This is a genomic window from Mesorhizobium sp. CO1-1-7 (assembly GCF_020164885.1).
Lineage (GTDB): Bacteria > Pseudomonadota > Alphaproteobacteria > Rhizobiales > Rhizobiaceae > Mesorhizobium > Mesorhizobium australicum.
This window is the reverse complement of record NZ_JAIUHA010000014.1, coordinates 24217-43661: the sequence shown is the minus strand read 5'-3', so window position 1 is coordinate 43661 and position 19445 is coordinate 24217. Positions and strand designations below refer to the sequence as shown.

Annotated in this window: 19 protein-coding genes; 11 read left to right on the top strand and 8 right to left on the bottom strand. The window is 64.2% G+C overall.

What is annotated here, in order from left to right; translation table 11 throughout:
* Positions 1–324: 324 nt before the first annotated feature.
* From LB516_RS26585 to LB516_RS26570, 4 genes are all read left to right on the top strand, one after another.
* Positions 325–1251 carry a DMT family transporter gene (locus LB516_RS26585; RefSeq protein WP_140617724.1) on the top strand — a complete coding sequence of 309 codons (927 nt, stop codon included), beginning with the start codon at positions 325–327 and terminating at the stop codon, positions 1249–1251.
* Positions 1252–1574: 323 nt separating this feature from the next.
* Positions 1575–3056 (top strand): family 16 glycosylhydrolase, encoded by a 1482-nt coding sequence (locus LB516_RS26580; protein WP_224720659.1) that lies wholly within the window; start codon positions 1575–1577, stop codon positions 3054–3056.
* Positions 3057–3090: 34 nt separating this feature from the next.
* Positions 3091–4827, top strand: coding sequence for a type I secretion system permease/ATPase (locus tag LB516_RS26575; protein ID WP_140823240.1), 1737 nt, complete (start codon positions 3091–3093; stop codon positions 4825–4827).
* Position 4828: 1 nt separating this feature from the next.
* Complete coding sequence (locus tag LB516_RS26570; RefSeq protein ID WP_224720658.1) at positions 4829–6148, top strand: HlyD family type I secretion periplasmic adaptor subunit; 1320 nt, start codon at positions 4829–4831, stop codon at positions 6146–6148.
* Positions 6149–6213: 65 nt separating this feature from the next.
* On the opposite strand, the gene LB516_RS26565 is transcribed toward LB516_RS26570, so the two are convergent.
* Positions 6214–7524: a hemolysin family protein gene (locus LB516_RS26565; RefSeq protein WP_015316146.1), complete on the bottom strand. Its 1311-nt coding sequence runs from the start codon at positions 7522–7524 to the stop codon at positions 6214–6216.
* 59 nt (positions 7525–7583) lie between these two features.
* On the opposite strand from LB516_RS26565, the gene LB516_RS26560 reads away from it, so the two are divergent.
* Complete coding sequence (locus tag LB516_RS26560) at positions 7584–7772, top strand: zinc-binding dehydrogenase (protein ID WP_224585798.1); 189 nt, start codon at positions 7584–7586, stop codon at positions 7770–7772.
* A 7-nt stretch (positions 7773–7779) separates the two neighbouring features.
* Here the strand turns inward: LB516_RS26560 and LB516_RS26555 are convergent, their stop codons facing one another.
* Positions 7780–8487, bottom strand: a complete 708-nt coding sequence (locus LB516_RS26555) for an LssY C-terminal domain-containing protein (protein ID WP_224720657.1) — start codon at positions 8485–8487, stop codon at positions 7780–7782.
* A gap of 111 nt (positions 8488–8598) precedes the next feature.
* Between LB516_RS26555 and LB516_RS26550 the strand changes: the two genes are divergently transcribed.
* Positions 8599–9309 carry a gamma-glutamylcyclotransferase gene (locus LB516_RS26550; protein WP_015316147.1) on the top strand — a complete coding sequence of 237 codons (711 nt, stop codon included), beginning with the start codon at positions 8599–8601 and terminating at the stop codon, positions 9307–9309.
* Positions 9310–9316: 7 nt separating this feature from the next.
* Here LB516_RS26550 and LB516_RS26545 read toward each other — a convergent pair whose 3' ends face one another.
* The 3 genes from LB516_RS26545 to LB516_RS26535 all read right to left on the bottom strand — a co-directional run bounded on the left by LB516_RS26545 (position 9317) and on the right by LB516_RS26535 (position 11909).
* The gene (locus LB516_RS26545; RefSeq protein ID WP_015316148.1) at positions 9317–10123 is read right to left on the bottom strand and encodes an extensin family protein; all 807 of its coding nucleotides are present in this window, start codon (positions 10121–10123) and stop codon (positions 9317–9319) included.
* A gap of 116 nt (positions 10124–10239) precedes the next feature.
* Positions 10240–11466 carry an extensin family protein gene (locus tag LB516_RS26540; protein WP_411969437.1) on the bottom strand — a complete coding sequence of 409 codons (1227 nt, stop codon included), beginning with the start codon at positions 11464–11466 and terminating at the stop codon, positions 10240–10242.
* Between the two features lie 17 nt (positions 11467–11483).
* Positions 11484–11909 (bottom strand): DUF3775 domain-containing protein, encoded by a 426-nt coding sequence (locus tag LB516_RS26535; RefSeq protein ID WP_224644044.1) that lies wholly within the window; start codon positions 11907–11909, stop codon positions 11484–11486.
* 142 nt (positions 11910–12051) lie between these two features.
* On the opposite strand from LB516_RS26535, the gene LB516_RS26530 reads away from it, so the two are divergent.
* Positions 12052–12588, top strand: a complete 537-nt coding sequence (locus LB516_RS26530; RefSeq protein ID WP_140617735.1) for a tetratricopeptide repeat protein — start codon at positions 12052–12054, stop codon at positions 12586–12588.
* 269 nt (positions 12589–12857) lie between these two features.
* On the top strand, positions 12858–13331 hold the full coding sequence (greA, locus tag LB516_RS26525) for a transcription elongation factor GreA (RefSeq protein ID WP_015316152.1): 474 nt from the start codon (positions 12858–12860) through the stop codon (positions 13329–13331).
* 118 nt (positions 13332–13449) lie between these two features.
* On the opposite strand, the gene waaC is transcribed toward greA, so the two are convergent.
* The 3 genes from waaC to rfaD are packed head-to-tail and all read right to left on the bottom strand — an operon-like array spanning position 13450 to position 16357.
* Positions 13450–14430, bottom strand: coding sequence for a lipopolysaccharide heptosyltransferase I (gene waaC / locus LB516_RS26520; protein ID WP_015316153.1), 981 nt, complete (start codon positions 14428–14430; stop codon positions 13450–13452).
* On the bottom strand, positions 14427–15434 hold the full coding sequence (gene waaF / locus LB516_RS26515) for a lipopolysaccharide heptosyltransferase II (protein WP_015316154.1): 1008 nt from the start codon (positions 15432–15434) through the stop codon (positions 14427–14429). Before waaF ends, waaC begins: the two co-directional genes overlap by 4 nt.
* On the bottom strand, positions 15407–16357 hold the full coding sequence (gene rfaD, locus LB516_RS26510) for an ADP-glyceromanno-heptose 6-epimerase (protein ID WP_224720656.1): 951 nt from the start codon (positions 16355–16357) through the stop codon (positions 15407–15409). The genes waaF and rfaD overlap by 28 nt, the downstream gene beginning before the upstream one ends.
* A 144-nt stretch (positions 16358–16501) precedes the next feature.
* On the opposite strand from rfaD, the gene LB516_RS26505 reads away from it, so the two are divergent.
* The 3 genes from LB516_RS26505 to rfaE1 all read left to right on the top strand — a co-directional run bounded on the left by LB516_RS26505 (position 16502) and on the right by rfaE1 (position 19443).
* Positions 16502–16738, top strand: a complete 237-nt coding sequence (locus LB516_RS26505; protein ID WP_015316156.1) for a type II toxin-antitoxin system Phd/YefM family antitoxin — start codon at positions 16502–16504, stop codon at positions 16736–16738.
* A gap of 442 nt (positions 16739–17180) precedes the next feature.
* A complete protein-coding gene (locus LB516_RS26495) occupies positions 17181–17813 on the top strand; it encodes a LysE family translocator (protein ID WP_224720655.1) in 633 nt (210 codons plus the stop codon).
* 136 nt (positions 17814–17949) lie between these two features.
* Positions 17950–19443, top strand: a complete 1494-nt coding sequence (rfaE1, locus tag LB516_RS26490; protein ID WP_224720654.1) for a D-glycero-beta-D-manno-heptose-7-phosphate kinase — start codon at positions 17950–17952, stop codon at positions 19441–19443.
* Positions 19444–19445: the final 2 nt, after the last annotated feature.

The following is a 19445-nucleotide window of genomic DNA, read 5'->3' as shown; positions in this document are numbered from 1 at the left end:
GATCCCACATTGCGGCTTTCGGACCTCGCGGAGGTGCTGCCCCGTTTCAACGGGTGGAAGACCGCGACAACTATATCGAGGGCCTTCGGAAGGCGGACTTGCCAGAATAGCGCAAAAGCCGGTCCGTCATGCCATGGCCGAAACTCGATGCTCAGATATCCGCTTTCGCGGTCACGCGCCGCTAGACAAGCCGGCAATGGTTGGCGGGCTCGCTGCGAGCTTTCCCAGCCATTCCACAAGTCGCCATGGTTGGACCGCCATATCGGCGGGGCTGCCATCTGGCTCCGCCGGTCCGCCCTGATATATCCGGCTGCGATCCGTCACATGAGGGGCCTCGTGAAGTCATCCAGCCTGGCAGGCGCCGTTTCTCCCATGATCCCGGTGCTTGTCTGCGCGCTTGGCATCTTCCTGCTGTCGGGGATGGACGCGGCGATGAAGGTCCTGGTCCTTGCCGTCGGCGTCTACAACACGGTGCTGTGGCGCAGCATGCTCGCGACCGTGGTTGCCGGCGCCGGCTGGTCGGCGGGACCGCGCACGCTGCCCACGCCTTCCGTGCTCAGGCTGCATGCGCTGCGTGCCGCGGTCGTCGGCTTTGTCCTGCTGTCCTTCTTCTGGGGGCTTGCCCGGCTGCCGCTGGCGGAGGCGATCGGGCTCAGTTTCGTGGCGCCGCTGTTCGCCCTGCTGCTGGCGGCGTTGCTGCTCGGCGAACGCATACAGCGTCAGGCGATCTGGGCTTCGCTGGCCGGCATTGCGGGCGTCGCAATCATCGTCGGTGGACAGTTCGGGCAGACAAGCCATGCCAGGGATGCCTTGCTCGGCACGGCGGCGGTGCTGGTGTCGACGGTGTTCTATGCCTACAATCTGATCCTTGCGCGGCAGCAGGCGCTGGTGGCCAAGCCGATCGAGATCATGCTGTTCCAGAACCTTTGCGTGGCGGTCTTCCTTGGTCTCGCGTCACCCTGGCTGGCCATTACCCTGCCGCGCGAGCTCTGGCTTCCGCTCGCCGGCGTGACGGCGCTGTCGCTCGCCGGCCAATTCCTGATGAGCTGGGCCTATGCGCGGGCGGAAGCGCAGTATCTGATCCCGACGGAATACTCCGCCTTCATCTGGGCGATCGCACTTGGCTTCCTCTTCTTCGACGAGGCGGTGACCTGGACCACGCTGGCGGGAGCGGGTCTCATCGTCACCAGTTGCCTGATCGCGGCACGCTCAAATCCCAGGCTTGCCGAGCCGATCGAAGCCGCTCTCTGATGGCCTAAGCTTCCCGCCCACCATGCGCCGAGGAGGGAGGCTGATGGGCTCGGAGGGGTAGCCGTCATCTAAGTAGATCATTCATCTAAGTAGATCCTTTGCAATTTCTAGTTTATACACCATTTTACTAAATATCTTTGCTTAGGCGCCGCTCTTTTCCCGGACAATAAGTATATGTCTTCCGAAAGATCGATGTTATGGTGGGTTGTGTAATGATTCCCCGGAACGAAATCGTTCCTTTCAGCATTGATCCGACGTGGCCATCCGGAAGTCCGTAAGCGAACGGTTCGAGGCGGCCATGCCTCACGAGGAGGATGTATCCGATGAGCTTCTTCGTCAATGCCGTGGGTGTTCCTCTTCCCTATAGCGGTACGTCCAACCACTGGTTCTCGGCGCCTGGGGCCGGGCCCGACTTGTATGGCAGCGCGGGAAATGACTCGTTTTACGGAGCGGGCAATCTCAACGTCACCATGCATGGCGGCACGGGCGATGACGTCTATTACCTCTATGGGGCGGGCAACAAGGTGGCCGAGGGCGCCGGGGCAGGCATCGACACGATCAGCACGTGGATGAGCTACAAGCTCCCCGCCAATGTCGAGAACCTCATCGTCACAAACCCCAACAACTACGCTTTCGGAAACGGCTTGGACAACATCATCACCGCCAAGGCTGGGCACCAGACGCTGGACGGCGGCGCGGGAAACGATGTTCTGATCGATGGCGGCGGTGGCTACGACACGTTCGTCATCTCGAAAGGCAACGGCAGCGACCTGATCGCCAATTTCGCCGCCACCGACACCGTCCGCCTCAACGGCTATGGTTTCACGTCGTTCGATGCCGTTCACTCGAACCTGATCCAGGCGGGATCGAACGTGCTGCTGAACCTCGGATCCGGCGAGATCCTCGAGTTCAAGGACACGACAATCGACAAGCTGCAGCCCAACCAGTTCGAATTGCCGATCGACTTGTCCGGCATGAAGCTGTCCTTCAGCGACGATTTCAACGCGCTCAATCTTCATAACGCCCAGGGCGGCACGTGGGATACCAACTTCTCATGGGGAGCGCCGAACGGCAGCACATTGACCAGCAATGGCGAGCTGCAATGGTACATCGACGCCAATTACGGGCCGACGAGTTCCGTCCACCCGTTCAGCGTGAATAACGGCGTGCTCACCATCACCGCCGCGCAGGCACCGGCCGACATCAAGCCCCTGATCAACAACTACGAATACACGTCAGGTATCCTCAATACGCACAGCACCTTCTCACAAACCTACGGCTATTTCGAAATGCGCGCCGACCTGCCCGAGAACGCCGGCGCCTGGCCCGCCTTCTGGCTGCTGCCGGCAGACGGCTCGTGGCCGCCGGAACTGGATGTGGTCGAGACGCGCGGGCAGGACCCGAACTCGTTGATCATGACGGCGCATTCGAATGAAACGGGAACCCACACCAAGGTGACGTCGACGGTAAACACCATGGATACCGCCGGCTTCCACACCTATGGGCTGCTGTGGACGCCGGACAAGCTCGTCTGGACTTATGACGGTGTCCAGGTCGCGGAAGCGGCGACGCCATCCGATATGCACAAGCCCATGTACATGCTGGCCGATCTCGCGGTCGGCGGTCTTGCCGGCGCGCCTCCCGATCATCTGGCGACGCCTGCCGAGATGAAGATCGACTATATCCGCGCCTATACGCTGGACAACGCGCCGGCGAGCGCTTTGCACACCACCACCAGCACCGCCACGCATAGCATCGCCAGCAGCACGCTGCACGGCGGTTCCGAATTCGGGGGCCACGCGTAAGGGCCGGGATCATGCAGCGGCGGGAAATGCGGAAATGACTGGACCGTCCGGCCTGCGTCCGGTCTTCCTGCGCGCTATCGCCGATGTCGGCGTCTTCTCGCTGCTGATCAACATCCTGCTGTTGGTGATTCCGCTCTACCTGCTGCAGGTGTATGACCGCGTGCTGCCGTCCTCCAGCGTCGAGACGCTTGTCTATCTGTCAGCTATCGCGGTGCTCGCGCTCGCCTTCCTCGGGCTGCTGGACGCGATCCGCGCCGTCTACACGCAGCGCGTCGCGGCGACCGTCGACCGCAAGCTGGGTGCCAGCACCTTCGCCGTTTCGCTCGGCGCGAGATATGCCGGCGGCCTGTCGCCGCTGCGCGATCTCGCTTCGGTCTGCGCCTTCATCAGGTCACGCGGCGTGGCGGTGCTGTTCGACCTGCCTTTCGCCCCTGTCTTCCTCGCCTTGCTCTATCTCATCCATCCGGTGCTGTTCTGGGTGACGGTCGCCGGCGCGGTGCTTCTGCTATTCCTCGTCGTGGCCAACCAGCTTGCGATCGGCAGGAACGATGCCTTGTCCGCGGAGCGTTCGGCGTTGGCCAGCCAGGCGGAACAGGCCTTTGCCCGCAATGCCGAGACGCTGCGCGCCATGGGCATGGTGCGGAATGCCTCGCTGGTCTGGGGACGGCACGTGGCGGCGGCGCTCACTTTCCATGACCGTTCCTCGAGCGCCAACGCGATCTTCAGCGGCGCCTCGCGGGCGCTGCGCATGATGCTGCAACTGGCGATCCTCGGCGCCGGCGCATGGCTGGTGCTGCAGGGGCAGATGACGGCTGGCATGATCTTCGCCTCCTCGCTGGTGTCGTCGCGCGCGCTGCAGCCGCTCGACCAGCTGATCGGCGCCTGGCGGCAGATCGCCGACGCGCGGCGGGCGTGGACGCGGCTGGAAAAAGCGCTCGCAATGCGTCCGACGGAGCCGCGAAAACTGATCCTGCCCGATCCGGCCGGCGCGATTTCCGTGCAGGACGTCTTCTTCATGGCGCCGAACGCCCAACCCGGCACGGAACCCATCCTCAAGCGGCTCAACTTTGCGATCGGCGCGGGCGAAGCGCTGGCCGTCGTCGGCCCGAGCGGGGCCGGCAAATCGACACTGGCGCGGTTGCTCGTGGGGGCCGCCCAACCGACCGGCGGCTCAATCAGGATCGACGGCGCCGACCTCAGGACCTGGGACGAGAGCCAGCTTGGAAAGCATGTCGGCTACCTTGCGCAGGAGGTTGAGCTCTTTCCTGGATCGATCGCGCAAAACGTCGCCCGCTTCGACCCGCAAGCGGACGACGCCGCGATCGTCGAGGCGGCAAGGCGCGCCCAGGTGCACGAGCTGATCCTGGCGCAGCGCGACGGCTACCAGACCATGATCGGCCCGTCGGACAGGGCGCTGTCGGGGGGCGAGCGCCAGCGAATCGGCCTGGCGCGCGCCTTCTACGGAAATCCGCGGCTCCTGGTACTCGACGAGCCCAGCTCCCATCTCGACGGCAGCGGCGAGGCCGCGCTCGAGGCGGTGCTTTCGGCCGCGCGAGCGGCGGGCGTCACGGTCATCGTGGTCACCCATCGCCCTTCGATCGCCGCCGCTTGCGCCCGCGTGATGCTTTTGCGCGGCGGCATGGTCGAAGCCTTCGGCCCTGGCGACGAGGTGCTGCGGCGTTCGGTCATCGGCAAGGCCCCCCAGCAGAGCACGGTGGTGACCGGGTCATTCGTCCCGACAATCCGCGCGGGTGGCAGTTTCGGATCGTGAGATGACGACACAGAGCCTCGCCTGGGACAGCCAGCCGCGCACCGACATAAGACGCGTGGCCCTGACCGGCTACGTCGCCATAGCGGTGCTGGCGGGCGGCTTCGGCTATTGGGCCGTCAGCGCTCCCTTGTCGGGAGCGGTGATCACGCAAGGCACGATCTCGGCGACCGGCGGAAACATCCGCATCCAGCATCGCGAGGGCGGTATCATCAGGGAACTACCGGTCCATGAAGGCGATCGCGTGCAACAGGGCCAGGACCTGGTCGTGCTGGACCCAACCGCCGCGCAGGCCGAGCTCAACCGGCTGGTGAGGCAGTCGATCGCGCTCAGGGCAAGTGCGGCGCGGCTGGAGGCGGAACGCGATGGGTTGGACAGGATGGGCCCCATCACCGAAGCGGCGCCGGCACCTTTCCAGCACGATTTCGAGATCCTGGTTCGCGAGCAGCAAAAGGAATTCGCCGCCAGGCTGGCCCGGTTCCGGTCGGAAAAATCGATCCTGGCACAACGCGTCGCCATGCATCGGCAGTCGGTGGTGGGGTTGCAGGCCCAGCAGCAGGCCATTCAGCAGCAAGCCGACGTCGTGAAGAACGAACTCGGCATCAAGACCGGCCTGCTGGACAAGGGCCTCACCAACCGTACCGAGTACTCCCAGCTATTGCGCAGCGAGGCCGATCTCGTCGGGCAGGCCGGGGCGCTGGAGGCCAATCTGGCGACGGCCAACACCCAGATCGTCGAAGCCCAGGAGCAGATCGAGCGCCAGACCACGCAACGCGTCGAGGAGGCGCTGACGAAGCTGGACGACGTTCGCTCCAATCTGGCCGACGTCGAGGAGCAGACCAGGGCGGCGGAGGCGGTGCTGCGCCGCACGACGATCAAGGCGCCGGCGGCAGGCATCGTGGTGTCGTCGGCCTATAATTCCAAGGGAAGCGTGATCGCCCCCGGCGAAAAGATCATGGAGATCCTGCCCACGGCATCGGGCCTCGTCGTCGATGCAAGGCTGCGGCCGGAAGACCTCGATCAGGTCCGTGTCGGCCAGCGGGCGAAGCTGCGGCTGTCGGCCTTGAATGCGCGGCTCACTCCCGAGGTCTCAGCCACGGTGGCGCAAATCTCAGCGGACCGGCTCGTCGACGAGGCAACGCATGAGCCCTATTTCCGAGCCAAGCTGAGGATCGCGGCCGACCTGCCGCCCGGCGTAAAGCCCGATCAGCTTTATCCCGGAACGCCAGTCGAGGCGTTCATCAACACCGGTGATAGGACTTTCCTGGAGTATCTGGCACGGCCGATGCTCGATTCCTTCGCCCGCGCCTTCACCGAGCGGTAGAGCTCGCGGTCCGCGCAGTATATTGGCCGCCGTCGAGGGCCGCGGGCCGAACCATGCATATGCCGTCAGCGCACCATCTCACGGTGGCCGCTGGGCAGGCGGGTGGCGATCAGCTTGTCGATGCGGCGGCCGTCGAGGTCGACGACCTCAAAACGCCAGCCCTGCGCGTCGACACATTCGCCAGTCGCCGGCAGATGGTGCATGTGCGACAGCACATAGCCGGCGACGGTCTCGTAGTCGCGGTTCTCCGGCAGGTCGATGCCGAGCACCTCGGCCATCTCGTCGGCCTGCATGTAGCCGGCGAGAAGCCATGAGCCGTCGTCGCGCTGGACGGCGTTTTCTTCCTCGCCGGCCTCGAGATCCGAGCGGAAGACGCCGGTGATGGCTTCTAGGATGTCGGCGGGGGTGACGATGCCTTCGAAGTGGCCGTATTCGTCATGCACCAGCGCCATCGGCACGTCGCTCTCCTTCAGCTTCTGCAACACATCAAGCGCATCGGCCTGATCGTGCACGATCGGTGCCGCGCGCACATATTTGCGCGGGTCGAGCGCGCGGCCGCCGAGCAGAGCGGCCAGCACGTCGCGCGTCTGGATGACGCCGATCATGGCGTCCACCCCGCCGTCGCCGGCGGGCAGGCGCGAATGCTGGGTGTCCATCAGAAGCTTGCGGATCGTGGCATCGTCGGACTGCAGGTTGATCCAGTCGACATCGGTGCGCGGTGACATGACGGCGCGCACGGCGCGGTCGCCAAGCCGCATGACGCCGGCGATCATGCGCCGCTCGTCGGATTCGATGGTGCCGTGATGCTCGGCCTCGGCGACCAGCATCTTGATCTCCTCGTCAGTGACCTTTTCCTCGCTTTCGCCGCGCTGGCCGAGCAGCCAGAGCACGGCACGGCCCGAAATATCGAGCAGGAAGACCAGAGGGGCCGAGATGGTGGCCAGGATGGTCATTGCCGGCGCCGCCCGTGCCGCGACCCGCTCGGGATCGCGCAACGCGATCTGCTTGGGCACGAGTTCGCCGATAATCAGCGAGGCATAGGTGATGATGGCCACGACGATGCCGACGCCGAGCGGGTCGGCTATGTTCTCGCGGATGCCTGCCGTAGCCAGATATTGCGCCAGCCTCTGGCCGAGCGTGGCGCCGGAAAAGGCACCCGAGAGCACGCCGACCAGCGTGATGCCGATCTGCACGGAGGACAGGAATTTGCCGGGATTGGAGCCAAGCGCCAAAGCGCGTCCGGCACCTTTGACGTTGCGGTCGATCATCGCCTTCAGGCGAGCCGGCCGCGATGAGACGATGGCGAGTTCGGACATCGACAGAAGGCCGTTCACGCAGATGAGGACGACCACGGTGGCGATTTCAACGTATAGCATGAGGGCTCAATAGCATTGCCGCACGGCTTTCGAAAATAGTCGGCGGCCATTTTAGAAAGATGACAGCGGATGCGGGTGGATCAGACAGCATCCCAGAGCGGCGCGCCTTCGAGCGGATGAACCAGGCGATCGAGGCGCTCGCGATCAAGCCGGTCGTCGACAGGGTCTTCGGTTTCGACGAGGTGCTGCGGGCCTTCGAGCATCTGGAGAAGGGGCCGTTCGGCAAGATCGTCATCGCGACGACCTGACCTGCCGTCACGGCAACTGCTTCAGCACGCCGACGATCGCCTTGCCGTCGGTGAAATAAGGGTCGCCGCCGCCATTGCGGCCGCTCCGGGTGGGGCCGATGCCCGCCAGGCCGCTGGTCGAGGCCAACAGGCCGGCGGCATTGAGATCGCCGATCGTAAAGTCGCGCTCGGCATCGAGGTCGGGACCGATGTGATGGGTGATGGCGCCCGTGTCATGGCTCAGACCGACGCCGCGATCGAAGCTGGCGGCACCCAGCCAGAGCGGCCTGCCATTGTCGCCAACCATATCCGTTCGCCAAAAACGGACGTGATGGCGCCGGTCGGAACTGTCGCCGACCGGCTTTTCGAAAGCGAGTTCCTGGGCGCGGCCTTCGAACAGCAGACGGCTTATCGGTGCGTCGGGATAGGGGCGGGAAAACAGGACACTTTCGCCGATGTGGATGGCGGTTCTCAAGGTGACGGCGTCGGCGGTGTCCCAGCCGGCGACGGCGAAAGCGTGCACCAGCTCCTTCTCCGTGCCGATCAGGCCGACATTGATGGGGTCGCCGGGAATGCCTTGCGACGTGTGGGTGACCATCTCGAAATGCCGATCGCGAAAGCCGCGATCACGGAATGTCCAGAATTCCGGCGCCGCGACATAGGCGAGCGCCAGATAGCCGCCCAGCACGGCCACTACCCAGATCGCAATGCGTCGCTGGAGGCTTCGTTGGCTCATAAAGGCGGCTCGATCCGAGCGGTATCTGTTGCCTGACGGTTCCCTGGAAATCAATGGCCAGAGATGAGCAGACGGTTTATCGTCAGCCATCATTTTTTCGTGGGGGCGGGAATGAAACGGAAGCCGACGGGCCCGAGAACGATGGCGTTGACCGCGGATCTTGTCGCCCGGGTCGAGCGCGTCGAACTGGATCCCGGGCCTGAGCCTGGAACGGCCGAGCACACCAACGCGGAGTTCGATGAGTTGGTCGCTCGACTGCTCGCCGAATATCGGCCCGAAATGCTATGGGTCTTCGCCTATGGTTCGTTGATCTGGAATCCCGAATTCGTTCCTGTCGAGCAACGCCCGGCGACGGCGCCTGGATGGCACCGTTCGTTCTGCCTGAAGCTGACGCGTTGGCGGGGGACGCGCGAATTGCCTGCCCTGATGCTGGCGCTGGACCGCGGCGGCAGCTGCAACGGGATCGTCTACCGGCTGCCCGATGAAGATCATTTCGGGCAGCTCGGCCAGCTGATGCGCCGGGAAATCGATGCCAACCCACCAACCAACGTGCCCTGCTGGATCAAGGTCAAGACCAAGGAGGGTCCGCTGCGCGCTCTGGCTTTCGTCGCCGCGCCGGGTGGCAAGGCCTATGCCGGACGGTTGCCGTTGGAGCAGGTTGCGGACACGCTGGCGCGAGCCGCCGGACACTGGGGGTCGTCGGCGCAGTATCTGTTCCGGACCGTCAGCAAGCTGGAAGAAAGCGGTATTCGCGACAAGAATCTCTGGCGCATCCAGGATCTCGTGGCTCGGCAAATTATCGCGTCCACCGGTGACGCATGATCTTTTCCTACCGGCAGGCGCGGTAACCGTTCCTGCGGTTCTTGATGTCGAAATGGAAATGGTTGCGGTGGTCGTAATTGTAGCCGGGGCCGAGCACGGTGGTGAAATACTGGCAGCCGTCGGCGCGCACATTGTTGAGGAAGCCGCGGGTGCGGAAGGCGAACAGGCCGGGTTTGCGCACGTCGATGTCGTCGCCATTGTTGAGTTCGATGCTCATGACATCGAGCGCGTTGCCCTTGCCGTGCTCCGACAGCACGCCTTCGCCGGCAATGTTGCGGCAGGAGTAGCTTGAGCCCTGGTGGATGGTCCTGACGCCGGAGAAATAGCGCCAGCGGGCGGAGGGAACGAGTTCGTTCTTGGTCCAGGCGGCGAAGGTGGCGGCCATGTCGCAGGTCAGGGTCGCGGCGGGTTTCATCTCGATGCTGCCGATAGCCGTGACCTTAACCGGATAGTCGATGCCGCACTGGCCTTCATGGATCGGCGCCAGGTCGGTGTAAGCGACATCGAGGCGCTTCAGCTGCTGGCGGCAATCGGTTTCGCTGGCTGGAATCTGCTCCACCGGCGACATCGGCTCGTCCATGCGCGGATAGGCGGCCTGCGTCATGTAGGGATTGGACGGAACAAGCTTCTGCATGCCCTGATATTGCGGCACGGCCGCGGTCTGCGAGCCGACATCGACGGCAGGCTGCAGCGACAGCACGCTGCCGGTGTTGCAGGCGGAAACCGCGGCCAATGCAAGACCGGCGGCCATAAGCGCCGCAGGTTTCAATTGGTGCGCGGCGGCGAGGAAAACGGCGCGAAATTTGCCGGCCATTGGCGGAATCCTACTTCTGGATATCCGGCATTTTAACGATCAAGGGTAAAGGAAAACTCAGCGTCCGCGTTCATGCCTGCGGCGGAATTGCGGCGGCGATCCTGCGTCAACCGCGTTTATTGGCAGAACGTGCCGCCATGCCGCCGGGGCTCAAGGTCGAGATGGAAGTGCAACGCGTGGTCGGCGTCGGCGCCTGGGCCGAGCACGGTCTTGAACGGGCCGCAGGCGGCCTTGCGTACAGCGTCGAGGAATTTGCCGTCTTTTTCCGGCGGCGCCGGCCCGACCTCGATCGTCCTGCCATCGGACAGCGTAAAGCTGGCAATGTCGAGCGCGTTGCCGAAAGCATGTTCCGACAGTTTGCGTGTGCCATTGCGCGGCCGGCAGACGAAGGCCGACGCCTGGCCGATCGATTTCAGGTCAGCGCCGAATTCGGCTTTAGCCGCCGGCTGGATGACGTCGGCGGCAAAACGCGCCGCCGCCTCGGCCATCGGGCAGTTGAGCTCGGTGCCCGGAGCAATCGCGATCGATTTGCCAAGCGACTTCAGCACGATGGGGTAGGGGATCGAGCAGCCGATTTCGGGGTTGCTTTCGACCTTGTGCTCCTCGAATTCGACCCCGAGTGTCTTCAGGCGCTCGCGGCAGGCGACTTCCTCAGCCGGCATCTTGTCGGCGGGAAGATCGGCCGAGCGTGGATCGGGCAGCATCTTCTCCTCGTCACCTGCTTCCGCCGGCTTTGGCGTTGGCTGCGGGGCGACGGCCGGCGGTTGAGGTTCGGGCGTCGTAGTGGCGGGCTTTGGCGTCGGCGTCGGCGCCACGGCAGGCGGCTCCGGCTCGCTTTCGGTTTCGGCTGGTGGTTCCGGTGGTTTCGGGCTTTTCTGATGGGACTCTTCGTCGCTGGGTAGATCGGGGTCCTTGGGCGGGTTGGGCGCCGCGCCGCTCTTTGGATTTTCAGCGTTCTGATCTTGCGACTTTGGGGTGTCCACTTTCTGAGTGTCCACCGGGCGTGGCTCGGGCACCGGAACATCGGGGGACGGCCGAGCATCCTGCGTTGCCGGCGGTGCCGGATTGGGCGCGAGATGCTGCCTGGTTCGCGCTCTCGACTGCCGCTTGCCGCGCGGTTTCAGCGGCTGATCGGCCCGCTGTGTCAGCGGCTGCTCCACGCGCGGGCTCAGCGGCCTATGGTGTTTGTTACGATGTTTGGCGTCGGCCGGCATGACCAGCAGAGCCGTGACGGCCAAGGCCAATGCAATCCTGTACCCTCGGGAAAAGCTCAGCTTTGCCATCATCCACAAAACGGCGCCAGTCGGCCGAAGTTGCCTGGACAGGCGCTTAGACCCGATCACAATCGGTTACCTCCGCGTTACGCGCCGATCGCTTCCAGCCCCTCTTCCAGCCAGTCGGCGAGCAGCGGCATGCCGAGCAAGTATTTCGCCGTGCGCTTGTTGGCGCGCTCGCGCGCCGCGGTTACGGCATCGGTCCATTCCGAGGGGTCGTAGTCGCCGCGGCCGACCCAGGCCAGCGCGATCAGCTCGGCGGCCTCGTCGATATTGAGGTCGTTGATCAGCTCGCGCAGCTCTTCCTCGGTGAGGTTCTCCGAGCTTTCCTCGGCAAGGCCGTCATGGTGGTGGTTGTCATGGGTGTCGCCGTCGAACTCGACCTCGTGTTCGGCGCCGTCGGCATAGTCCTCGTTGACGCCCGCGCTCAGCGCCTTGGCCTTGAGAATGAACAGCCGTACGGTATCGGGGCCGATCGTGAGATCCCAGTCCTTTTCGAGCCGTCGCTGCACGGGCCCTCTCCGTCAGTCGTTTGCCGGATGATACCGGATTTGCGGCATCCGTCACCTCATGTTCTCCAGGCGATCTTTTTCCGGGATGAAACGCGGACCGCTCGGCGTTAGTGTTGCATTGTCACACCCTCAGGAGGTTTCCATGCATAAAAGAGTGCTGATCCAGGCGGCGAGCGCGCTTATCGCTCTGCAGTTCCTTGCCGTTCCGGCGTTCGCCGCCGGCAGCAGTGGTGGTAGCGACCAGACTGTCACCCAGTGCAAGAAAGGCGAGGTCTGGGACAAGAAGAAGCAGAAATGCGTACCGCCGAAGGAAGGCATGCTGGACGACGACAGCATCTACGATGCAGGCCATGCGCTGGCGATGGCCGGCCGCTATGACGAGGCGATCTCGGTTCTCGTTCTTGCCGCCAACAAGCAGGATCCGCGCATCCTCAACTATCTCGGCTATTCGCACCGCCATTCCGGCCGCGTCACCGTCGGCCTCGGCTATTACGAGGAAGCGCTGCGCATCGATCCCGATTACACGCTGGTGCGCGAATATCTCGGCGAGGCGCATCTGCAGATCGGCGATCTGGCCGGCGCCCAGCAGCAGCTAATGGAAATCGAAAAGCGCACCGGCAAGGGTTCGCGCGAATACGGCATGCTGTCCGAGCAGATCGACCATTTCATGAGGAGCTGATCGGGCCCTCCTGATGTCTCAAAGCGGCTGCGAGCGATCGCGGCCGTTTTTGTTCGGCTCCGTCCCACGGCCGCCCCTGCTACAAAAGAAGGGATGATTTTTACAAAACCGATTTTTGGGCGTGAAAAGCCCGCAAAGATTGCTATATTCAAGGAAATTGCGGTGAAACGGTTCCGTTAGCCCGAGGCTGCCGGACCGTTTTCTTTTTGTACCCCAACGACAAGGCTTCCCCCGAAATGCGGGGGCGGCAGCAGGAAAGGTCAGGCACTATGAACAAGGTCCCGATGACAGGCGAGGGGTTCGCGTCATTGAAGGAAGAACTGCGTTGGCGCCAGCAGGAAGAGCGGCCTCGCATCATCGAGGCGATCTCCGAGGCGCGCTCGCATGGCGACCTGTCCGAAAATGCCGAATACCATGCCGCCAAAGAGGCGCAGAGCCTCAATGAAGGCCGCATCAACGAGCTCGAGGATTATATCGCGCGCGCCGAAGTGATCGACGTGACCAAGCTTAGCGGCGAAAAGGTCAAGTTCGGCGCCACCGTGGTGCTGGTCGACGAGGACACCGAGGAGAAGAAGACCTACCAGATCGTCGGCGACCAGGAAGCCGACGTGAAATCCGGCCGCATCTCGATCTCCTCGCCCATCGCGCGCGCGCTCATCGGCAAGGAAGTCGGCGACGCCATCGAGGTGAATGCGCCGGGCGGCGCCAGGGGTTACGAGATCGTCCAGGTGCAGTTCATCTGAGGGCGTCGGCTGGGCGCAGCTCCGCGCTGACAGGTGCTATTCGCGCGAGGTTGGCGCCGCCCCTGCCGGCAGGCAGATGAGGGGCAGCGCCAACCCTGCCAATCGTTCGATCGAAAATTCAGTCTTTCCCGGTAGTTGTCCGCCTAAGCTCTAAAAGTCGTTCAGCCTCCGCCATCACGTCCGAGGGCGTCACGCGTCTGCCACCAGGCGCCAGCAACGTCGACGCATACGGCCCGCGCGGTCCGGTCAAACCCGGCTCCGTCGCCAGGAACACGGCGACCGTCGGCAGGCCGAAGGCGCTGGCGAGATGGGTCAGCCCGGTATCGGCGCCGATGACCAGCGTCGAGCGGCCGAGGATGGCGGCGATGGCGTCCAGCGGCGACTTTGGCATCACGACCGTGGCTGGCACGGCCTTGGCGATCGCTTCGGCCACCACCTTCTCCCGTTCGTTCGACCAGGTTGTGACCGGAATCATGCCGCGCTCGACCAGCAGGCGGGCGGTTCCGATCCAGTCCTCGACCGGCCATTTCTTGTCCTCGCGGCTGGTGCCGTGCAGCAGGAACGCGGTCCTGCCGTCGACGCCGGCGATCATGCCCGCTGGCGCCACGATGCCGGAGTCGAGCGTCAAAAGGTCCGGCCGATAGCCGAGCGCCAGCCCGAACAGCCGCCGTGTCCGCTCGATGGCGTGCAGGTCGCGCGGCACCGCATAGGTGATATCATAGAACAGCGTCGCCGAGGGCTCGCGCACGCTCGACCGGTCGAAGCCGGCGATCGGCGCGCGCGCCTGGCGTGCCACCAGGGCCGACTTCAGCAGGCCTTGCGCATCGATGACGAGGTCGTAGCGGCATTTGCGCAAGGTTCGGCGCAAGGCCGCCGCCTCGCGCCAGGTGTTCGCGTCGAAGAGGTTCTTTCGCCAGCGCCTTATCGCCACAGTGTGGATGGTGCCGATAGCCGGATGCAGCGCGAGGATGCCGGCAAACGCCTCTTCCACGCACCAGTCGAAAGCGATATCGGGCCGTGCGCGGCAGGCATCCTGAAGTGCCGGAAAAGTGTGGATGACATCGCCCATCGACGAAGTCTTGACGATCAGTACCTTCATGCCGCGGCCGGCACTTCCAGCAGGCGGTCCGCTGCCGCAGCGACCTGCGCGACTTCCAATGTCTTCAGACAGTTGAGATGACCGAGCGGACAGATTTTCCGGTGGCAGGGCGAGCAGGACAGGCCGAGCCAGACCAGTTCGCGACGCTCCGCCAGCGGCGGCGTGTTTTCAGGCGAGGTCGAGCCATAGACGGCAACGATGGATGTACCGACGGCGGCCGCGACATGCATCAGCCCGCTGTCGTTGGAGACCGCGAGCCTTGCCGCCGCGATCAGGTCGATGGCGTCCTCCAGCCGCGTCTGGCCAGCGAGGTCGACGACGCCGGGGGCAAGGGCTGCGATCTCCGCCGTCACGTCGCGGTCGTTCTTCGAACCAAACAGCGCGACCTCCAGGCCCTTGGCCAAGAATTCGCGGGCAAGGCCGGCATAGCTCTCGCTTGGCCAGCGCTTGGCCGGGCCGAACTCGGCCCCGGGCATGAGGGCCACGAATTTCCGCGGCGCCAGGCCGAAACGATCGAGCAGGGCGGCCTGGTTTTTCGCGTCCACGGTCAGCCGGGGCGCGCGGAAACTGCCGCCCTGGGCGAGGCCGAAATAGGCCTGTGCGGTGCGTCGTTTCACGGCATCGGGCAACGGCACGATGTCGGTCAAGAGGCCGTAGCGCATTTCACGCAGATGGCCGAAACGGCGCGGAATGCGGGCAAAGAACGGGATCAGCGCCGACTTCCAGCTGCCCGGCAGGACATAGGCCATGTCGTAGCGGCCGCGCAGCAGACGGCCGAAACGGCGGCGATGGCTGAATTCGAGTGCGCCAGGCTTCAGCGGAAAGTCGATCTGCTGTCGGATTTCGGGCATGCGCTTGACCAGAGGTGCCGCCCAGGCGGGCGCCAGCACATCGATCGCGGCATCGGGATGGAGTTCCTTCAGCGCCGAGAACAGGCACTGCGCCATCACCATATCGCCCACCCAGCGTGGGCCGATCACGAGGATCGTTGGGCTTTCAGCCATTCGACATAGTCTCTGACGCCGGTTTCTACAGTGCGGAATTGCCCGTTATAGCCGGCCGCGCGCAAGCGGGACATATCAGCCTGGGTAAAACTCTGATAGCTGCCCTTAAGGTGGTCGGGGAAGGGGATGAACTCAATCTCGCCCTTGCCCAGCGTGTCGATGACCGTTTCGGCGATCGCACGGAACGGCTGCGCGCGGCCGGTGCCGCAGTTGAAGATGCCGCTGGCGCCGCGCTTCCACAGCCACAAATTGACGTCGGCGACATCGCCGACATGGATGAAGTCGCGGCTCTGTTCGCCCGGCCCGAAGCCATCGTAAGCGCCGAACAGCTTCAGGTTTTCGCCGCGCTCGACCTGATTGAACAGATGGAAGGCGACCGAGGCCATGGCCCCCTTATGCGCCTCGCGCGGGCCATAGACATTGAAGTAGCGCAAGCCGGTAACCTGCGAATGATCGCTGTCGAAGACCGTGCGCCTGACATAATCGTCGAAGAGTTTCTTGGAATACGCATAGACGTTGAGCGGCCGCTCCAGCGCCGGCTCCTCGCGAAATTCGGCGCCGCCGCCATAGACCGAAGCGGAGGAGGCGTAGAGGAAGGGCACGCGCAGCGCCTGGCAGGCATGCAGCAGCCGTTTCGAATAGGCGTAATTCACCTCCATCATGAACTTGCCGTTCCACTCGGTGGTGGTCGAGCAGGCCCCCTGATGGAAGACGGCCTCGACACGGCCAAGCGAGCCGGCCTCCATGCGCGACAGGAAATCGTCCTTGTCGAGATAGTCGGCGATGCCGAGGTCGGCCAGGTTGGCGATCTTGTGGCCGTCGGTGAGGTCGTCGACGACCAGGATGTCGTCATGGCCTTCCGCATTGAGCGCGGCGACGATGTTGGAGCCGATCATGCCGGCGCCGCCCGTGACGATGATCATGAAGGCCTCTGGTTGCGTGCGATTCCGGTCCTTATAAGGGAGCCTGGCCGGGCTGTCGACAAAGCAGGCGGCCGCTCGGGGCTCGCCCGCTCAGACTTGTCTGTTTTGTCCATTTTGTCTATTATGGGCAAAACGGAGTTTCCAATGAAACACTATCCATCCACTGATCTGAAACAGAATCTCGGCGATGTGCTCGCGGCTGCCAGCCAGCAGCCGGTCTCCATCACTCGTCACAACAAGCCGAGATACGTCCTGATGAGCATCGAGGCGTACGAAGCGCGCTTCGGCAACGATAGCCGTCGCGTCTACGCGGCCGAGGATGCACCGCTGCAACATGTCGAGATGCTGGAGGAGTACGCCGCGGAATTGGACCGTGATTAAACCAGTGGCCGCGGACGTCTGGCGATATCCATATCTGTGGCATCGCCAACATGGAGACGGCGAGACCGAAGGCCGCAAGGCGAGGCCTGTTGCCTTCGTCGCCGTTCTTCCCGGAAAGCCGGAGGCACGAACCTTTTCATCCTTGCAATCACTTCCACCCAGCCGGGCCGTGATCGCGTCGCAGTTGGCGTTCCGGAAATTGAACGCGCCGCGCCGGCCTTGACCCAATCCCGCTTTGGGTCATAGTCGACGAGTACACGATATTCTGGAATCGTCGGCTTATTTCGAACCGGGTGCGCGTATCGGCGCATTCAGTCCGTCATTCCACAAAAAAGTCATGTCGGCTTTCATGGCAACTGTTCGCGCAGGCCGATCCAAAGCCATCCCACGGGCTGACTGAAAGGCCTGCAATCGGACAGGGCAGGATCATGAGGGACAAGAAATGCCGCCGACCGAACTGCTGATCGCGTTTTTCGCCACCACGGCGATCTTCGCCTACATTCCGGGCCCCGCCATGCTTTATGCCGCCGCGCAGACGATGGCGCGGGGGCGCTGGTCGGGGCTGACGGCGGCACTCGGCATTCATCTCGGCGGCTATGTCCATGTCTTTGCCGCCGCAGCCGGCTTGTCAGTGCTGTTCCACGCCGTGCCGCCGCTCTACATGGCCGTCAAGCTGGTCGGCGCGCTGTACCTGATCTGGTTGGGTATCTCGCTGTTTCGCAAGCGCGTGGAGGGCGACGTGGCGCTGCCGGCGATCACCCGCAAATCGGCCCGCCGGGCGTTGTTCGAGAGCATCACCGTCGAGGTACTCAATCCCAAGACCGCGATCTTCTTCATGGCGTTCCTGCCGCAGTTCATCAATGCCTCGGCGGGGTTGCCGGTCTGGGTGCAATTCGTGGTGCTGGGCACCATCGTCAACCTGATGTTCTCGTCGGCCGATGTCGTGTGCGTGTTCCTGGCCGGCCTCGTGATCGGCCGGCTGCGGCGTTCGAGCCGTGCGCAGCGGCTGATGCAGAAGGCCGGCGGCGCGGTGCTGGTCGGGCTGGGCGTCCACGTCGCCTTGCAGAAGGCCTGACCTGTCCGGGTTTGCCTCCGCCCCGGCGTTGCGTTGGTGCCCAATTGCGGTATATCGGCAGGCATGACCGGCCGGCCTCGCAAATCTGGTGTTTCGACCTATCTGAGATCGGCGTTACCCGCGCGTGGCAGATGACATGATCAAGCACAATCCGCCTTCACCCGAACCCCTGCACCGCGCCATTGCGCGCTTCGGCGACGTCGCCGTGCTGGTGGTCGGCGATATCATCCTCGACCGCTTCGTCAATGGCGTCATCGAGCGGATCTCGCCGGAAGCGCCGATTCCGGTGCTGCATGGGCGTGGCGAAAGCTCAGCGATGGGCGGCGCCGGCAACGTCGTGGCCAACATCGTCTCGCTTGGCGCGCGCGCCATTCCGGTCTCGGTGATCGGCACCGATCCCGCCGGTGACAGTCTGGTGCGGATGCTGGGCGAGCTTGGCGCCGAGACAGTGGGCCTTTCACAGCAGCGCGGCCGCATGACCTCGTCAAAGAGCCGCTTCAGCGCGCTCAACCAGCAGGTGCTGCGTTTCGACGAGGAAGAGATCAAGCCGCTCGGCGAAGCGGAACGGGCGGAGCTGATCCGCCGTTTCCGGAACGCATTGCAGCAGGCCGACATCGTTATCCTGTCCGACTACGGCAAGGGCATATTGCTGGACGGCGTCGCCGCCGAATTGATCGCCATCTGCCGCGAGGCGGGCAAGCCGGTGCTGGTCGACCCGAAGGGCCGCGACTACGCGCGCTACGCCGGGGCGACCGCCGTCACCCCCAACCGCAAGGAGCTTGGCGAGGCCGTCGGCCATGCGGTGTTCGCCGATGACGAGATCGTTGCGGCGGCACGGGAACTGATTGCGGCGCATGGCTTCGACTTCGTCGTCGCCACGCGCAGCGAGAAGGGCATGAGCGTGGTCGGTCCCGACGAGGCGAGCCACATCGCCACCCAGGCACGTGAGGTGTTCGATGTCTCGGGCGCTGGCGATACGGTGATCGCGAGCTTCGCGCTGGCGCTTGCCGCCGGTGCCGATCCTGTCGCCGCTGCCTCCATCGCCAACGCCGCCGGCGGCGTCGTGGTCGGAAAACGCGGCACCGCCCGGCTGAGCGTCGAGGAACTCACCGGCGCGCTGTTCCGCTCGCACGGACCGACCGCGCACAAGGACGCTATCCTGGACGCCACTTCGGCCGCGCGCATGGTGGCGGGATGGAAAGCGGAGGGCCTGAGCGTCGGCTTCACCAATGGCTGCTTCGACATCCTGCATGCCGGCCATGTCAGCCTGCTGCACGCGGCGCGCAGCCAGTGCGACCGGCTGGTGCTCGGCCTCAACAGCGATGCCTCGGTGCGGCGGCTGAAAGGGCCGGGCCGCCCGGTCAACGACCAGCATGACCGCGCCTGCGTGCTTGCCGCGCTCGCTTCGGTCGATGCCGTCATTGTCTTCGATGAGGATACGCCGCTGGCTCTGGTCGAGGCGCTTCTGCCCGACATACTGGTCAAGGGCGCGGACTACACGGTCGACACCGTGGTCGGCGCCGATGTGGTGCAAAAGGCGGGCGGGCGCGTCGTTCTGGTCGATCTCGTCGCCGGCAAGAGCACCACTGGCACCATCGGCAAACTGCGCGCCGGCGGCGCCACCAACTGAGG

Excerpts from the sequence above, each read along its gene's own strand:
- LB516_RS26505 (WP_015316156.1), top strand. The coding sequence starts at position 16,502 with ATGAAACACTATCCATCCACTGATCTGAAACAGAATCTCGGCGATGTG.
- greA (WP_015316152.1), top strand. The coding sequence starts at position 12,858 with ATGAACAAGGTCCCGATGACAGGCGAGGGGTTCGCGTCATTGAAGGAA.
- waaC (WP_015316153.1), bottom strand. The coding sequence starts at position 14,430 with ATGAAGGTACTGATCGTCAAGACTTCGTCGATGGGCGATGTCATCCAC.
- rfaD (WP_224720656.1), bottom strand. The coding sequence starts at position 16,357 with ATGATCATCGTCACGGGCGGCGCCGGCATGATCGGCTCCAACATCGTC.
- LB516_RS26565 (WP_015316146.1), bottom strand. The coding sequence starts at position 7,524 with ATGCTATACGTTGAAATCGCCACCGTGGTCGTCCTCATCTGCGTGAAC.
- waaF (WP_015316154.1), bottom strand. The coding sequence starts at position 15,434 with ATGGCTGAAAGCCCAACGATCCTCGTGATCGGCCCACGCTGGGTGGGC.
- LB516_RS26530 (WP_140617735.1), top strand. The coding sequence starts at position 12,052 with ATGCATAAAAGAGTGCTGATCCAGGCGGCGAGCGCGCTTATCGCTCTG.
- LB516_RS26575 (WP_140823240.1), top strand. The coding sequence starts at position 3,091 with ATGACTGGACCGTCCGGCCTGCGTCCGGTCTTCCTGCGCGCTATCGCC.
- LB516_RS26555 (WP_224720657.1), bottom strand. The coding sequence starts at position 8,487 with ATGAGCCAACGAAGCCTCCAGCGACGCATTGCGATCTGGGTAGTGGCC.
- LB516_RS26585 (WP_140617724.1), top strand. The coding sequence starts at position 325 with ATGAGGGGCCTCGTGAAGTCATCCAGCCTGGCAGGCGCCGTTTCTCCC.
- LB516_RS26545 (WP_015316148.1), bottom strand. The coding sequence starts at position 10,123 with ATGGCCGGCAAATTTCGCGCCGTTTTCCTCGCCGCCGCGCACCAATTG.
- LB516_RS26580 (WP_224720659.1), top strand. The coding sequence starts at position 1,575 with ATGAGCTTCTTCGTCAATGCCGTGGGTGTTCCTCTTCCCTATAGCGGT.
- LB516_RS26570 (WP_224720658.1), top strand. The coding sequence starts at position 4,829 with ATGACGACACAGAGCCTCGCCTGGGACAGCCAGCCGCGCACCGACATA.
- LB516_RS26495 (WP_224720655.1), top strand. The coding sequence starts at position 17,181 with ATGCCGCCGACCGAACTGCTGATCGCGTTTTTCGCCACCACGGCGATC.
- LB516_RS26550 (WP_015316147.1), top strand. The coding sequence starts at position 8,599 with ATGAAACGGAAGCCGACGGGCCCGAGAACGATGGCGTTGACCGCGGAT.
- rfaE1 (WP_224720654.1), top strand. The coding sequence starts at position 17,950 with ATGATCAAGCACAATCCGCCTTCACCCGAACCCCTGCACCGCGCCATT.
- LB516_RS26560 (WP_224585798.1), top strand. The coding sequence starts at position 7,584 with ATGACAGCGGATGCGGGTGGATCAGACAGCATCCCAGAGCGGCGCGCC.